A 15,129-nucleotide genomic window follows, 5' to 3' on the forward strand; every position below is an offset into this window, starting at 1 on the left:
CCCCCATGCCCGTTATTAACCAAGGCAAATTCACACCATGGTTGGCACAAGAATCAGTGGTATCTTCCAGTTTGCCTTTTCCCTGAACAACGACACTCCAATATAAGTCACTTATTAATTACTGTCAGATAATCAATTAAAAATATATTATTTTCCTGTTTAGGAGCCCCAGTGTCGTGTCGGTATTCTTTCTCGACTGACAAAACCAAAACGTTCCGCTTTCTTCAGGAATGCGGTGATGGTGTTTATTTTTACCTGGCCATACCCCTGAATCTGTTCAGGTAATTGGGCGAATTCAACCATAACCTTATAGTTGTCATGGGTGATAAAGTCTAAATGTTGGTTAATAATAGACTGATATTGCGCCAGTGCCTCTTTTTCCAGTTTGCGAATATTGCTATAGGCAAAAATATCAAACCGGGAACCTCGCAAAAAACGACAATATCTTAGTAATTTAAGGAACCATTTACCCCATGATGGCAGTTGAAATTTCTTTTGGCTAAAGGGCAGGGCAAAGTGGTAGGAAAGTTCTGCATTGTGGCCAAACATTCGCTTCACTCCAGTCTGAAAGTCTGGTTTAAGGTAAAGACGGGCCACTTCATATTCGTCCTTGCTGGCCATCAATTGGTATAAATTCAGAATCACCGCCGTACTGAGTTCCGTGTGCCCCATTGATTCATCAACAGCCAACACCCGGCGCACAAAATCCTGATATTTTCTGGCGTAATGAATATCCTGATAATCTTCCAACTCCCTGATACGCAACAAGAAGCGGTCATAAATATTGCTGGCTGTACCCTTCACAGATGCAACCGATTTGAACAGTGCATCCGGGTCAAGACACAGCTTTCGCCCGAGCAAAAATGCCTGTCGGACAGCAATACCATCACCGAGGGCCGCAACAATAGCCGATTCCAGGGATGATCTGGCTAATGGGATAATTCCCCCGCTGGTATGCAGTCCCAAGGATAATAACATTTGCCAACTCTCTGCGGTTAAATGCCAGCTCAGCCAGTTCACAAAAATCGAAACAGACATTACGCTCTCGATCAGTGTTTTCCTGTATGGCATCCACAGCATCAGCAATCGTCATTTTATCTATCAATACATTGTTGTGTAAATTAAGCGATGAAAACCTGGCCGTAGATATCACGGCAACGGTCTTGTCAACGCAGGTCAACTTTAATGAGTCAGCCTCTAAAGCAGACCATACATCCAGCACAATATAAGCGTCCGCACTGCCCGGAACAATGATTGGGCTGCTGATACCGGGAGCCTCGGAAATCTTCAAATGTGAGCCAACCACTCCTGCCCTCTGGCTTAGCCCCTTTTTATTGACCAGAGAGACGAATTTACCATCGGTTGATGCGGCGCTGGCCAGAATTTGCCCCATGGAGGTCACCCCGGTGCCGCCCATGCCGGTAATATACAGGTTGGTGGTACCGCTTTTTGCTATGGGATCGGGCAGAGCGATCTGGATATCACGGGTCAGGGGCGAAGATGTAAACGTCGTTCGACAACCATTTTTAATGGTCACCAATGCAGGGCAAAGCGCTTTTACGCAGGCCAGGTCTTGGTTGCAGCTGGTCTGATCCACTTTCAGTTTCTGGCCAAATTCCGTGTCCTCGGGCAGCAGGCTAAGACAACCTGACTCAAGCACACACTGGTCGCAGCCTTCACACAACTGCTGGTTAATGTATACATAGTCCTGCGGCGTGTTATTGTTTTGCCGATCTCTTCGTCTGGCCAGGGCACAGGTACGATCATAAATAAGCACCGTAACCCCCTTGATACGACTTAACCGAGTCTGGACAGTAGCCAGATCGTCAGCCATTCCAACCATTGTGCGTTGATCCAGCTGGTCCTGATAGCGCCGGATATCATCACTGACCACTGCTACCTGCCTGACTCCCTCAGCATAGAGCATCATCACCAGCACAGGGGTCGAGATATTTTCTTTCGGCAACGGACTGTCTGTCATGGCAATAGCGCTGTTATAAAGCAGCTTGAAGGTAATATTGCTATTGGCCACAACGGCCTGTCTTATCGCCAGGGAGCCAGAGTGAAAAAATGTACCATCGCCTATATTCTGGAACTGGTGCGGGATATTCAGAAATGGAGACATACCAACCAGCTGGACACCCTCTCCTCCCATCTGGGTCATGCTTCCAATGTCGTTTGAATGCAAGGCCTGGATACCATGACAACCAACACCGAGGCCAGTCAGGGCATTTGCAGGCAACCGGGTAGAACGGCTGTGGGGGCAACCGGGACAAAAATAGGGTAATCTCTGTGGCCCCTGCCCGACATAATCCGACCTCACGACAGGCGATAGACAGGTATTGGCGGTACTCCATAACTGCAGGTAGGGTTCAAGGGCAACGGCAATAGTTTCTGCATCCAGCCCTCCCCAGGGGGGAAATAGACAGGCTCCGTATTCATCCTGCTTACCACAAACGACAGGGCTATTTGACTCGGAATAAAGAATGGACTTTACCCCTGACTCAATAAACCCCCGTTTCTCTTCAATCACTACAAGTCGTTCCAGGCCATTGGCAAAGCGAATAATGATGTCCGGATCCAATGGATAGACCATACCCAACTTTAGCAGCCGAATGCCGTACTGTTGGAGATCCTGTTGCTTCAGGCCTAGCAGTGCAAGCGCGGCCATCAGGTGATAGTAGGTTTCCCCGGCAGCCAGGATGCCCAGCCTGGCCTTTTCTTCAGCACAGCAAGTGATAGAGTTCAGGTCGTTGACCGCCGCCATAGCGATGGCATTCGCTTCGCGGTGAGTATGAATGTCACGTTCCACACGCATGGTCCCGGGAGGCAACAATTTGGATATGACTCTCGGTACCAATAGCTGTTCAGGGTTTCCGGGCTCAGGTTTGCTGATAACCGGAAAAGGCATGGAAAAATCCAGGGTTTCGCTTAAACCACCGATAACAGACGACACTTTTATCCCAACCCAGAGGCCGGAATAACGGGACAGCTCAAAGCCGAAAAGTCCAAATTCAATCAGTTCCCGGAGATTTCCCGGACACAATACCGGCATACAACTGTCATATAAGGTAGTAATTGAACATGAAGGCAGTGCCGATGATGAGCAGGTGGCATCATCTCCCACCAGAACCAGAACGCCTCCGTATTCGCTGACACCGGCGTAGTTTCCGTGCCTGAAGGCATCACCGGAGCGATCGGCACCGGGAGACTTCCCAAACCACAGCCCCAGGATCCCATCATAATCATTTCCCGGGTACAGGGCAGCCATCTGGGAGCCCATCAAAGCGGTAGCACTCAGTTCCTCGTTAACACCTGGCAGATAATGAATTCGGTGGCGTTGCAGTCTTTCATGGTTTTTTCTCAGCGTCGAATCCACTTCGGCCAGTGGTGACCCCGGGTACCCTGATGCCAGGATTGCCGTTTTCAGGCCCTTTGCCGTATCCCGTTCAGATTGCAGAACCAACATTTCCATGATGGCTTCGTGTGCGGAAAAAACGCCTGACATTGCTTTATCCTCTTTGCATGCCGCTGACTCTAAAGCGGACCCGGCTGTCAAGCTCACTTTCACCACCCCGTTTGTTATTTTCCTGAAACCTGATGTCAAAGGACTGATCAGATAAGCAGTTCGCCAAATGGAATTGTATATTTCTGGCTAAGTGGGCAGTCTATTCCCGGTTAGCTATGTGACCGGAGTTATAACGCCGCACGACTGCATGGATGCAGGAGCTAGTGTAGTGTGTTGGAATTTTTACTGCATAATAATTTTCAAACCCGTCATTATTGGGTGGCATCATCTTTTGCATGATGGGCTCTTCTGAATAGCGGGCCATTGATCACTCACTGGCTGTTCAGGTTTTTAAATTCAGGAGAGGCAACAGCTATGTTGGCGCAAGGGGGGGGATTGTGCTTGGCATTAAAAAGCCCGCAAGAGCGGGCATGTGAATCAATGCTGACTTTTAGCCGGAACGACGGGTAAAGAGTCGCTTATTGTTGCTGGCTTTCACCATATCGGTCAGGATGACACCCGCTTCCTTCAGGAAGGCATCAGGCTCTTTATCTTTTTTCTTCTGCTCCTGTTCCTGGTTGTTGATCTCCTCCAGCTCATCCAGGTTGTTCAGCAATGCCAGACCTCTGGATTTTCGCAGGCGATTTTCAATGGCCAGTCGCTGGCTGCGCATGGTTTGCAGCTCCAGTTGTCGTCTTTCCTGATTCAGGGAAACCTTTTTCTGATTTTCATAATGTTCGAAATAGTCCTTCATCTCATGGAGGTAAACAAAATCCGCATTTTTACGGGTGCGGAATTCATGCTTTTTCTGCAGCTCCGGCAGGTAAGGACTTAAGTTGGCGTAAGGTCTGTAGGATACCGGTGAGATATTGTCCCACGGCAGGGCATCCGGCAGCGTGTCCTCACCAATATCCCGGCCATCGTAGAGGGAAGGGAAGATGATATCGGGAATAACGCCACGATTCTGGGTGCTCTGGCCGGAAATCCGGTAGAATTTGGCCAGCGTCAGTTTCAGCTGCCCGTGGTTCAGTGGCTGGATGCTTTGCACGGTACCTTTGCCGTAACTCTGGCTGCCAACGATCAGCGCCCGGCCGTAGTCCTGCATGGCCCCGGCAAAGATTTCAGAAGCGGAAGCGCTGAGGCGGTCAATCATCACCACCATGGGGCCATGGTAGAGCTGCTCTGAGTCTGGGTCTTCCTGTCGCTCAGCGCGACCCCGGTTATTGCGGACGACAACGGTAGGCCCTTTGTCGATAAATAGTCCGGTCAACTCATTGGCTTCTTGCAGTGAACCGCCCCCATTACCGCGAAGATCGATAATCAGGCCATCCACTTTCTCTTTCTTTAATTTTTCCAGGAGCCTGCGGAACGTCACGGGTGGTGCTTTTATAGTCGGGGTCACCGGCCTGGGCAGCCTTGAAGTCGATATAAAAGGTGGGTAACTCGATCACACCGATACGGCTGGTCTTGCCGTTCATGGGCACTTCAATGATTTTACTGGCAGCATCCTGCTCTTCCAGTTTGACCCGGTCCCGGACAATCTCATAAACCCGGGTGCTGCTGTCATTGCTACTGCCGGGAATAATCTCCAGGCGAACCAGGGTGTGTTTGGCTCCGCGAATTAATTTGACCACATCATCCAGACGCATGCCCACCACATCTTCCAGGTTGCCTTTTTTGCCCTGGCCAACGCTGACGATCTTATCACCGGGTTTCAGCTGCCCGGCTTTCTCTGCTGGGCCGCCGGGGACAACACTGACTACCCTGGTGTATTCATCCTCAGCAGAGAGTACGGCACCAATCCCTTCAAGAGAGAGGCTCATGTTGATATCAAAGTTCTCCGCCGTCTGGGGGGAGAAGTACTGGGTATGAGGGTCGTAAATACCAGCGAAGGCGTTGATGTAGGTCTGAAAGGCATCTTCGCTTTTGCTCTGGTGCAGCCTGCGCAGCAGGTTGGTGTTTCTTCGGCGCAACTGATTGATAATTTCTTCGTCGGTTTTATTGTTCAGCTTCTGGCTTAATACGCTGTCTTTAAACTGCTTGATCCAAAGCCGTTGCTGGGCTTGCTTGCTGGTAAGCCAGGGTTCATCCTTGCGCTCAATCACCAGCTCTTCATTTTTCCTGAGGTTCAGGTTGTTAATGCCCAGTTCTAGCTGTTTAAGCATGAAGCGTGCGCGTTCTCCGCCCGCTCACGGTAGCGGTTGAAGATGGCGAAGGCGGGATTGAGGTCACCGCTTTTCAGAGAGTCTCCCAGTTTTTTCCGATAGGGCTCAAAATCCTGGATATCTGCCTGCAGGAAGAAGCTGCGGTTCGGGTCCAGTCGATCAAGATAGCGATCAAACACCTTTTCCATATTGCTCTGGTCAAGGGGGATTTTCCGGTAGTGGCTTCTTGACAGCAGTTGTACCACATGAACGCTGGCAATGGCCTGTTGCAGGTTGGGTGTCAGGGTGGGTACTGGCTGGCTGATGTCCTTATCGACGGCCTGAGCGAGATTGCCTGAGAGAAGTGCTGTGAAAAGCAGCGCTGAAAAGAACAGCCTCATTCTTTTGGCTGGCTGCAGTTTCGATATCATAGAGGCGTTAGCTCCGTGTCATTCTGTCTGTTGAAGTGTGCCTTCCTGGCTAACCTAACGGATAAGACTCTTTCCATTACTCAAGTCATCGCTCAGGATCTTGAACTCTTGAATATCCTGTAAGGATGAATACAGCATAATACAGTCACATGGTGGATGACAGCCGTTGAGCTTTCATATTCTGAACAGCTCAGGTAAATCAGGCAATTACCTGGCCGGTAAAATGTTTGAATAAGTGCTATTCCATCAAGGCTATTGGAAAAAATCAATGATTCATTTGGCCGGAGAGCTGTATGCGGAGTTCGCAGTATAGAAATGGTGGGACACAGGTGAATTATCGACTGTGTCCATAATATGCAGTGGTTTCAAGGTGGGGTAAGGTCAATTATAACCTTTGATATAGCCGCCAGTCTCATCAAATGACTTTGCCGCAGGCAATGTTGCAGAAGCCTTTAGCAACGGCTTGACCGAATTAATCGTACTGCGATGAAGTGAAAAAGCGTTCCTGGAGTTTGAGGTTGAGCGCAGTGTTGGCCGGTTGTTGGCTTCGGGTTTCATGGGGTTGCCTGCAATGTTGGCTGGTCTGATGACATGATCGAGGTTAGCAATATCGGCCGGATAATTGGAGTCTGAAATTGTACGTATGACGGGGCCTCGCGTTGTGTTTTGCCAATAAAACGAGATGTCCGGAGAAGTTTGCTGGCTCTCGTTCAAGAGCCAGCTGATGATTAATTATTCAGTGAATGGCAGTTTGGCCAGGGTCATAAAATGGGCCAGGGTTTTGCTGAGTTCAAAGGCGTCCTCACTCCCGGCCAGCTCTCTGATTGAGTGCATGGCGAAGGTTGGCAGCCCGAGATCCAGTGTGCGTACGCCCAGCACGCCGGCAGTCAGTGGGCCAATGGTGCTGCCACAGGCCATATCGGTACGGGTAACAAAGTGCTGAACTTTGCTGCCGCTGGCCTGGCAAAGGGTGCGGTAAAGGGCTGAAGTTTCATCATTGGTGGCATAACGCTGGTTGGCGTTGACTTTGATGACTGCCCCATGATTCAGTTTCGGTGCGTGATGCTCGTCATGCTTGCTGGCATAGTTGGGGTGGATGCCGTGGGCATTATCCGTTGAAATCAACATGGAGCGGTTCATGGCCCGGGTCAGTGCCTCACCGGTGCCATACATTCTTTCCAGTACGCTCTTCAGGAAAGGCCCCTGGGCTCCGGTGGTTGAGACACTGCCCACCTCTTCATGGTCATTGCATACCAACAGGGCTGTGGTGTCTGATGGCGGATGATTGAGCAAAGACTCCAGGCCAACATAGCAGCTGAGCAGATTATCCAGGCGGGCACCGGCGATAAAGTCACCGTTCAGGCCAATAACGGCAGCATTTTGGGTGTCATAGAAAGAGAGGTCGTATTCCATCACTTGCTGACAGTCGCTGTGCCCTTGACGTATCAGCTCTTGTTTCAGCCGTTCACGGAAATCGACGTTTTCGCCATCGGCCAGTTGAAAAAGGATCGGTGGGATATCGGTTTGTGGATTGACGGCACGGCCACTATTGGCCTCGCGGTCCAGGTGAATAGCCAGGCTGGGGATAATGGCGACTGCACGCTCAAAATTGATCAGTTGCTGGCAAAGCTGTTGCTGATCGTTGAGGTATTGGACACGGCCAGCGAGGGAGAGGTCACGGTCAAACCATGGGTTTAACAGGACGCCACCATAAACTTCAACACCCAGCTGAAAATAGCTGTGCTTATTTAACTCTGGCTGAGGTTTTACTTTCAGGCAGGGCGAGTCGGTATGCGCTCCTACCATTCTGGCACCCAGCTCAGGTTTGCCCATGGTAAAGGCAATGATGGATGATCCGTTGCGGGTTACGTAATATTTTCCGCCCTCTTTGAGAGACCAGGATTCGGACTCACTCAATGGCTGGAAGCCCGCTTTCTGTAGTTTGGCCACCATGGTGGCTACTGCATGATAAGGGGTCGGAGAAGCATTGAGGAACTGGATAAGCTCCTGATTAAAGTGTTCTTTGCTCATGGCGCTACCTTGCAATGTAAGCGGTGATCTTACTACAAAGTTAGGTTTTATTTCATTGTTGAAACTGACCTGTAGCAGGATTGGATAATGCTGCCTGAGCCCACTAAAGTAAGTGGCTGTATGAACTTGTTGTTGATTGCTCTGTCTAAAAAGAATAATACGAATGAATTTACCGAAATGAATGAAATAAGCATGCTCCCTCAAACCTCTGCTGAAAACCCTTGCCTCATTTGCTTTGAGGATTTTTCCCAGGAGCCTGACCATGCATTATCTACCCTGAAGTGTGGGCACGCCTTCGGTCGTTCATGCATTATCGAATGGCGAGAAAAGAACACACGTTGCCCCATGTGCAGGCAAAATTTTTTTCTACCAAAAGAGACTCCTGACGGCAGTTTTACCAGTGCATTGAAGGATCAATTCTACAAAACCCTGTACAATCGAACGGTGTTGGCGTGCATACTTGTATATGGTGGATTTTTTTTTGCAACCAGTCCTGGGGAGCTGGCCCGCTGTAATGCCAGTGTTGTAGCTGCTGATCTTGCTTGTACCCTCGCCAAACGATATGCATCAGAAGTCAGTGATGATGTAATGTCTGTATTTTTCGGCAGGCTTGGCACTCAAAACTATCACAATCATAATCTGCCCCAAAAAATAGTGACTAAAGGTATTGTCAACTGTTCGCTCATTACTGCCGGTTGGCTAGCTCGGAAATGGCTTTTGGGTTTTTGACCGGGTTGAAGCGATAGGTAGTGATCTCACAAAAAATATGTTTGACTTCATTTTACGGGGGATCAAGTTGTCCAGGAATAGACTGCCCTACGTGGCAACTGCTGTACGGCAATCTATTCTCGGTCAAGCTCCAAGTGTGGCCAGGCGTTGATACCCATACCGTTTGTGCTGAGTTTGTCGAAGTACGGTGGCACCATCCTCTAACAAGCTCAGGATGAACTGGGTGTGCGGGTATTAGCACTTTTCTGCACTAGTTCGGCAGCTGTACATTGACCTCGAGGATAGAACAACCATCCTGAGAGTCCAGCTTGATGTCAATACACTCCTGCTGGACCTCTATATATTTTTGAATAACCTGAAGAATATCCCGCTCCATGGCTGGCAGAAAATCACGCCCACTTCGGCTGCTTCGTTCATGGGCTACTATGATCTGCAGCCTTTCCTTGGCAATCGCGGCGCTGTTATCTTCTTTGCGTGAGCGGAATAGCTGCATAAGACTCATCCTATTCCTCCGAACATGCGCTGTAAGAACCCTTTTTTGACGGGTTCGAGAAAACGGTGTGGTATGTCTTCCCCAAGGAAGCGCGCTACCACATCGTTGTATGCCTGACCGGCATCACTGTCGGTATTGCATACGACGGGTACCCCCTGGTTGGAGGCTTTCAAGACTGAGGTGGACTCGGGAATTACGCCAATCAGCGGTATCGCCAGAATTTCCTCGACATCCTGAATATTGAGCATTTCGCCCCGCGTCACCCGCTCAGGATTGTAGCGGGTTACCAGTAGATGCTCTTTGACGGGTTCAAGGTTTTCGACTGCACGACGGGACTTGCTTTGCAAAATACCCAGGATACGGTCAGAGTCCCGGACGGACGACACTTCAGGGTTTGTGGTAATAATGGCTTCATCGGCAAAGTAGAGGGCCATCAGGGCACCGTGTTCGATACCTGCCGGAGAGTCACAGATGATGTATTCAAAGTCTTTTGCCAGCTGGTTCAGGACTTTTTCGACCCCTGCATGGGTAAGGGCTTCTTTGTCCCGGGTTTGGGATGCTGGCAGAATGGACAGGTTTTCTGTGCGCTTGTCTCTGATCAGCGCCTGATGCAGCTCGGCCTCGCCGTTAATTACGTTGACAAAGTCGTACACGACACGACGCTCGCAGCCCATCAGGAGATCCAGGTTTCTGAGGCCTACATCAAAGTCAATGACAACTGTCCGATGACCTTTAAGAGCCAATCCTGTTGCAATGGAAGCACTGGTGGTGGTTTTTCCAACACCACCTTTTCCAGAAGTCACAACAATAATACGAGCCAAGGTGAAATCCTGTCATAAATCAAGAACTGAACTATTGTCCAGTATTTCTTAAAGTTTCTTTATGTGCAAGCTTTGTGCCTCGAGGGATACAATAACACTACCGCCCCAAAGGGGATCACTGTTACTGGCTGCTGAGGGCATTTTATACTGACCGTTGATGGAAATGAGTTCAGCTTCAAACTGCAGACAGAAAATACGGGCGTCAGTATTACCATTGACCCCGGCCAGGGCCCGGCCGCGTAATGGACCATAGACGTGTATATTACCGGCGGCCAGAAGTTCTGCACCGGAACTGACCGGGCTGGTAATGACCAGATCGCCCTCGGCATAGACCTGCTGACCAGAGCGGATCGGATGTTCTATAAGCGTGGTCTTATGAATGACTGGTGATGTTTGCGTCTGGTTGGCACTCTCTGCTGCAGCGGGACTGGCGGTGTGGGATTTCTGCATGATGACCACATTGGTTTCAACATGGCTTTCCACATGAGCAGCAGAATTTTCTTCTGACCGGTTCCGTTGCCTTGGTGACGGGAGCCAGGGAATGCCTGCCATCATGGCGTCCTGTTTATGGCTTTCCTGGCCGCCGCGAACAGCAATCAGGATCAGGCCAAACTGTTGCAGGCTATGGCGCAGTTGGTAAAGATCAATCGGTGGTTGTTCCGGGCTGAGTTGGTCGAAGGCGATGATGACAGGTGTCTGCTGGAAAAACTTGGGTGCCTTGCGCGTCATGTTCTCCAGCTGATTGGTGATATCCGCAGGATTGGTAGAATGCAATTCAAGAGTAGTCAGTGTATAAATACCACCGGTCATCTTGAAAGCTGCAGTACCGGTTTGCAGTTGAAGGGTCATAAAGTACAACTCTGATTTTGTATAACGACTTTGTATGACAAGAGTCAGCAGATTAAATGGTCAGCTTTTTATACAACAGAATGTAGCGTAGAGAACTCAACGTTCAGATACAAGTATTGAATTAACCTATATGTCGCAAAACCCTGATGTTAACAAGCAGGCTGATGCCCGTGCAGACGACGTCTTTCGCCGGGCCTATCTGCACCCGAAGTACTGGCTTACCTGGCTGGTGATCGGGCTTACCGTTATTCCTTCGCTATTGCCTTATCGCTGGCTTCTCCAACTGGGACGATGGCTTGGACGTATCATTTACCATGTAGCGGGTTACCGTGTTCATGTTGCCCGGGTGAATCTGGAGAAGTGTTTTCCTGACTTGAGCCAGGCTGAAAGAGAGGCACTGCTGAAGGAAAACTTTGAGTCAGTCGGCATTGGTGTCATGGAGGTTACCATCGCCTGGTGGTGGCCTGCCGACAGGTTGGATAAGATCGTTTCTTATCAGGGCCTGGAAAACCTGGAGTCTGATGATGGCACCCTCCTGATGGTTATGCATTTCACTACCATAGAGCTGGCAGGTCGCCTGATTACCCAGCGCCACAGCGTGGATGCCACCTATCGAGAGCATGGGAATCCGGTCTTTGAATACGTTCAGCGTCGTTTAAGACACCGTTTTGATCCCGGCAGCCAGTTGCTGAGAAGGAAGGATGTTCGTGGCATGCTGCGCTCATTAAAGTCGGGCAGAACCGTCTGGTACTCTCCTGACCAGGACTATGGCATCAAAAATGGACTCTATGTGCCTTTCTTCGGTATTCCCGCAGCGACTATTACCAGTACCTCACGCCTTGCCAAAGCGGGCAGGGCGAAAGTGATTCCCATGACGGTGACCCGGCTGGCTGACGCCAAAGGCTACCGGGTTCAATTGCATTGTGCCCTGGAAGGGATTCCTTCCGGTGACGACTTTCAGGATGCGCTGCAGGTTAACCAGTTTGTCGAGCAGCAAATTCGTAAGCATCCTGAGCAGTATATGTGGCTTCATCGGCGGTTTAAAAATCGCCCTGAGGGTGAGACGGACTTCTATCGGGGCTGACGGCCCTGAATGCTCACTGATTGAGTGTCCGGAATACCCTTGGTCAGAAATAGCGTTTCCCGTGTTCTTGCAGAGGGCGGCAGCTGGATAGACGCTGCTCTTATATTCAATAAAGCCTTCAGCACTTCCCTGATCATATAGAACCCGTCGTTCAATGGTCATTTCTTTTGTCACAATTTATTTATGGCTTAAGGCCATAATTCATGGCTCGCTGTTGAGCTTGCTTGAAAGTATTGCGAAAAAGTAAATCCATATTCTCACGTAATTGATCAAAACTTACATCATCCCCACTCTGGTCGACTGGAGGAAAAAGCATCTGTAAGTTCATAACTTTATCATCATTACTCATATTTTGATCAAACAAAAATGTCCTCAGTTGAGCAAGAAATTGTTTGTTTTTTTTCATAAGCTGATACTTGTCACTATATAAAAGATAAAAATCATCATCAGAGGACAGCTTTAGCTCAACAGAATCACCAGAGATAGATTCTGGCTGGTTCGGCTCTGTTGGCGACTGGCCAGTACTGGCAATGAACGAAGATGTAAGAGAAGAAGTGGTAGGAATCATAAGTCATACCGTTACTTGTTTATCTGGTAGGACAAAATAAAAACAGGAGGGTTCCCTGAACATAATAAAATAATTACATAATTCCAGATTACTGTCGGTAAGGCAGACTACCAGGCTGAACAGTTGTACTCTTGTTGGGATAGACCGATTCTTTCCCCGACAGGAGGCGAGTGTCAGAAACTATCCAATATGCTCAATAATGGATATTTCCGTAGATTTTGTAGGTCTTTATGCTTATTATCTCTTCGGAAACTCCGGTGCATAAATGACCGGTTTGAATGGCATATCAGGCAGGATGTTTACCATGAACATGTAGCCAAAAAAATTAACGTCCCTTTTTGTTTAAAGTTGATAACTATTGTTTTCGCAGCTGCAACGGCTGTTCATTATTGAAGACCAAAGATTATGGAAGAGCATTTTAAGCTTGTTGATAAGCCGACCTTTTTTGGTGCGGTTATTTTGTTGATCTCGGTGGTTATACCGCTGGCACTGTTTCCGGATGAGGGCGCTCACTGGATTGCCATCGCAAAAACCTTTATGACGGACACAATGGGGGTGCTTTACCTGGGCCTGGGCCTGGCCGCCGTGGTGTTTATGGCCTACGTGGTATTTTCCGATATTGGCCAGATCAAGCTGGGGGATGCCAATGACCAGCCGGAGTATTCGACCACCTCCTGGGCGGCCATGCTGTTCTGTGGTGGTATCGGTGCCAGTATTCTCTACTGGGGTTGTATTGAGTGGGCTTACTATTATCAGTCACCGCCTTTTCAGCTGGCCTCGGGCAGTGAAGAGGCGGTTCGCTGGGCGGCCACTTACGGTATCTTCCACTGGGGGCCTGTTGCCTGGTGCATTTACATGATTCCGGCCATTCCTATTGCCTACTTTTTTCATGTGCGCAAAAACCCGGTTCTGAAGGTATCAGCTGCCCTGATGCCGGTGCTGGGAGAAGCCCGCAGTAAAGGACCTCTGGGCAAGGTGATTGACGTGCTGTTTATTTTTGGCCTGCTCGGTGGTGCTGCCACCACGCTGGGTCTGGCGGCACCTTTGATCAATGAGGGCATTACCTACCTGACCGGTATTCCATCCACCAATGGCACCCAGATTGGGGTATTGATGGTGTGTACGGCACTGTTCGCCTATTCCTCGTACAAGGGAATGGACGGTGGTATCAAGCTGTTGAGCAATATCAACTTCTGGGGAGCCCTGGGTCTGCTGGCTTTTGTCCTGGTGGTGGGGCCTACGCTGTTTATGGTGGAGACGGGTCTGGACTCCATTGGGCGGATGCTGTCCAACTTCTTCGTCATGGCCACCTGGGCAGAACCTTTCGGTGGTTATGGCACCTTTGAAGATACCCACTTCCCTCAGGACTGGACCATCTTCTACTGGGCCTGGTGGTTGGTATATGCACCCAGTATGGGACTGTTCGTAGCCCGTATTTCCAAAGGGCGAACCATTAAACAGATGGTCGGCGGTGCGATTTTCTGTGGCTCCCTGGGGTGTGCGGTGTACTTTATCGTACTGGGTAACTTTGGTCTGTCCCTGCAGCTTTCCGGTCAACTGGATGTTGTGGGTATTCTCAATACTGAAGGCCCAACAACCGCTATATTCAGTGTGCTTGAACAGCTGCCGTTCAGTTACGTGGTTATCGTATTGTTCACATTGCTCTGTATTATCTTCACTGCGACTACCTTTGACTCCATCTCCTTTATTCTCGCGTCAGTTGTCCAGACTAATGTGACTGAAGACCCCATGCGCTGGAACCGCCTGTTCTGGGCTTTCACTTTGTCACTGATGCCTTCTGTGCTGATGTTTATGGGTGGTTTGGCCACCTTGCAGACGGCAGCAATTGTCGGTGGTCTGCCGCTGCTGGTGATTGCGGTGATGTTGATGATTTCTGCGGTGAAAGCCACCATGCTGGATATCTCCCGCCAGGAAGGCTACGAAGAACCCACCATCAATATTGAAGAACTGCCGGAAGTGGACCCATGGAGCCTGGAAGGTTCTGCACTGGCCCGCTTTGAACAGCTGAAAGATCAGGCGACAGACGCCGTAATTGCAGAGCGCCAGGCCCATGAAGCGCTGGCTGCACTGAAAAAGCAGATTCGCCGGGAGGCTATGGCTCGTGGTGCAACGGGGTCTGATCTGGGGGATGCACCTGCCCCATTGCTGGAGGAAGTTGAGCGATTAACCCGGGTTGCCATTGAGGCCAATGAGAAGCGGCAGGCTGCTTCTGAGTTGGCCCAGCAGGCGCGCATGGAGTTTAATGAGCTGATGCGTCAGAAAGAGGAAGAGCAGAAAGCGCTGGAGCGTCTGCAGGCTAAAGAAGAAATTCTGATGCGCATGGGCAGAGCTTGATTTTTTAAAGTTTAACCACTGCCCGGCCTGTTGGTAAAAGGGTTGGGCCATGTGATTTGAACATCCATACTGGAAACAAACACGGGCTAACGACAGTATGGTGGTATACATCTGGC

General features: G+C 49.8%; 13 protein-coding genes and 1 pseudogene. 3 read left to right on the plus strand and 11 right to left on the minus strand.

Annotated features, from left to right (window positions below; all coding sequences use genetic code 11):
* Window positions 1-159: 159 nt before the first annotated feature.
* The 7 genes and pseudogenes from O3276_RS23765 to O3276_RS23795 form a co-directional block, all read right to left on the minus strand.
* Window positions 160-978: a DUF6537 domain-containing protein gene (locus O3276_RS23765; RefSeq protein ID WP_269673524.1), complete on the minus strand. Its 819-nt coding sequence runs from the start codon at window positions 976-978 to the stop codon at window positions 160-162.
* Window positions 887-3,508 (minus strand): indolepyruvate ferredoxin oxidoreductase family protein, encoded by a 2,622-nt coding sequence (locus O3276_RS23770; protein ID WP_269673525.1) that lies wholly within the window; start codon window positions 3,506-3,508, stop codon window positions 887-889. The genes O3276_RS23765 and O3276_RS23770 overlap by 92 nt, the downstream gene beginning before the upstream one ends.
* Before the next feature lie 451 nt (window positions 3,509-3,959).
* Window positions 3,960-4,841 (minus strand): carboxy terminal-processing peptidase, encoded by an 882-nt coding sequence (locus O3276_RS23775; protein ID WP_269673526.1) that lies wholly within the window; start codon window positions 4,839-4,841, stop codon window positions 3,960-3,962.
* A complete protein-coding gene (locus O3276_RS25990; protein ID WP_442876613.1) occupies window positions 4,810-5,331 on the minus strand; it encodes a PDZ domain-containing protein in 522 nt (173 codons plus the stop codon). The genes O3276_RS23775 and O3276_RS25990 overlap by 32 nt, the downstream gene beginning before the upstream one ends.
* An 84-nt stretch (window positions 5,332-5,415) precedes the next feature.
* Window positions 5,416-6,083, minus strand: a pseudogene (locus O3276_RS25995) (carboxy terminal-processing peptidase); the annotation flags it as partial.
* A 381-nt stretch (window positions 6,084-6,464) separates the two neighbouring features.
* A complete protein-coding gene (locus O3276_RS23790; protein ID WP_269673529.1) occupies window positions 6,465-6,797 on the minus strand; it encodes a hypothetical protein in 333 nt (110 codons plus the stop codon).
* Window positions 6,798-6,815: 18 nt separating this feature from the next.
* On the minus strand, window positions 6,816-8,114 hold the full coding sequence (locus tag O3276_RS23795; RefSeq protein WP_269673530.1) for a M18 family aminopeptidase: 1,299 nt from the start codon (window positions 8,112-8,114) through the stop codon (window positions 6,816-6,818).
* Window positions 8,115-8,201: 87 nt separating this feature from the next.
* Here O3276_RS23795 and O3276_RS23800 point away from each other — a divergent pair, with 87 nt between their 5' ends.
* Window positions 8,202-8,843, plus strand: a complete 642-nt coding sequence (locus O3276_RS23800) for an RING finger domain-containing protein (protein ID WP_269673531.1) — start codon at window positions 8,202-8,204, stop codon at window positions 8,841-8,843.
* Window positions 8,844-9,093: 250 nt separating this feature from the next.
* Here the strand turns inward: O3276_RS23800 and minE are convergent, their stop codons facing one another.
* Genes minE through minC form a run of 3 tightly spaced genes read right to left on the minus strand, consistent with a single transcriptional unit; the run spans window position 9,094 to window position 11,006 of the window.
* Complete coding sequence (minE, locus tag O3276_RS23805; protein ID WP_209202447.1) at window positions 9,094-9,345, minus strand: cell division topological specificity factor MinE; 252 nt, start codon at window positions 9,343-9,345, stop codon at window positions 9,094-9,096.
* On the minus strand, window positions 9,342-10,157 hold the full coding sequence (gene minD, locus O3276_RS23810; RefSeq protein ID WP_209202445.1) for a septum site-determining protein MinD: 816 nt from the start codon (window positions 10,155-10,157) through the stop codon (window positions 9,342-9,344). Before minD ends, minE begins: the two co-directional genes overlap by 4 nt.
* Before the next feature lie 48 nt (window positions 10,158-10,205).
* Window positions 10,206-11,006, minus strand: a complete 801-nt coding sequence (gene minC, locus O3276_RS23815; RefSeq protein WP_269673532.1) for a septum site-determining protein MinC — start codon at window positions 11,004-11,006, stop codon at window positions 10,206-10,208.
* A 130-nt stretch (window positions 11,007-11,136) separates the two neighbouring features.
* On the opposite strand from minC, the gene lpxL reads away from it, so the two are divergent.
* Window positions 11,137-12,090 (plus strand): LpxL/LpxP family Kdo(2)-lipid IV(A) lauroyl/palmitoleoyl acyltransferase, encoded by a 954-nt coding sequence (gene lpxL, locus O3276_RS23820; RefSeq protein WP_269673533.1) that lies wholly within the window; start codon window positions 11,137-11,139, stop codon window positions 12,088-12,090.
* A 181-nt stretch (window positions 12,091-12,271) separates the two neighbouring features.
* On the opposite strand, the gene O3276_RS23825 is transcribed toward lpxL, so the two are convergent.
* Window positions 12,272-12,658 (minus strand): hypothetical protein, encoded by a 387-nt coding sequence (locus O3276_RS23825; RefSeq protein WP_269673534.1) that lies wholly within the window; start codon window positions 12,656-12,658, stop codon window positions 12,272-12,274.
* 405 nt (window positions 12,659-13,063) lie between these two features.
* Between O3276_RS23825 and O3276_RS23830 the strand changes: the two genes are divergently transcribed.
* The gene (locus O3276_RS23830; RefSeq protein ID WP_269673535.1) at window positions 13,064-15,013 is read left to right on the plus strand and encodes a BCCT family transporter; all 1,950 of its coding nucleotides are present in this window, start codon (window positions 13,064-13,066) and stop codon (window positions 15,011-15,013) included.
* Window positions 15,014-15,129 lie beyond the last annotated feature (116 nt).

This window comes from Endozoicomonas sp. GU-1, from assembly GCF_027366395.1.
Classification (GTDB): Bacteria; Pseudomonadota; Gammaproteobacteria; order Pseudomonadales; family Endozoicomonadaceae; genus Endozoicomonas.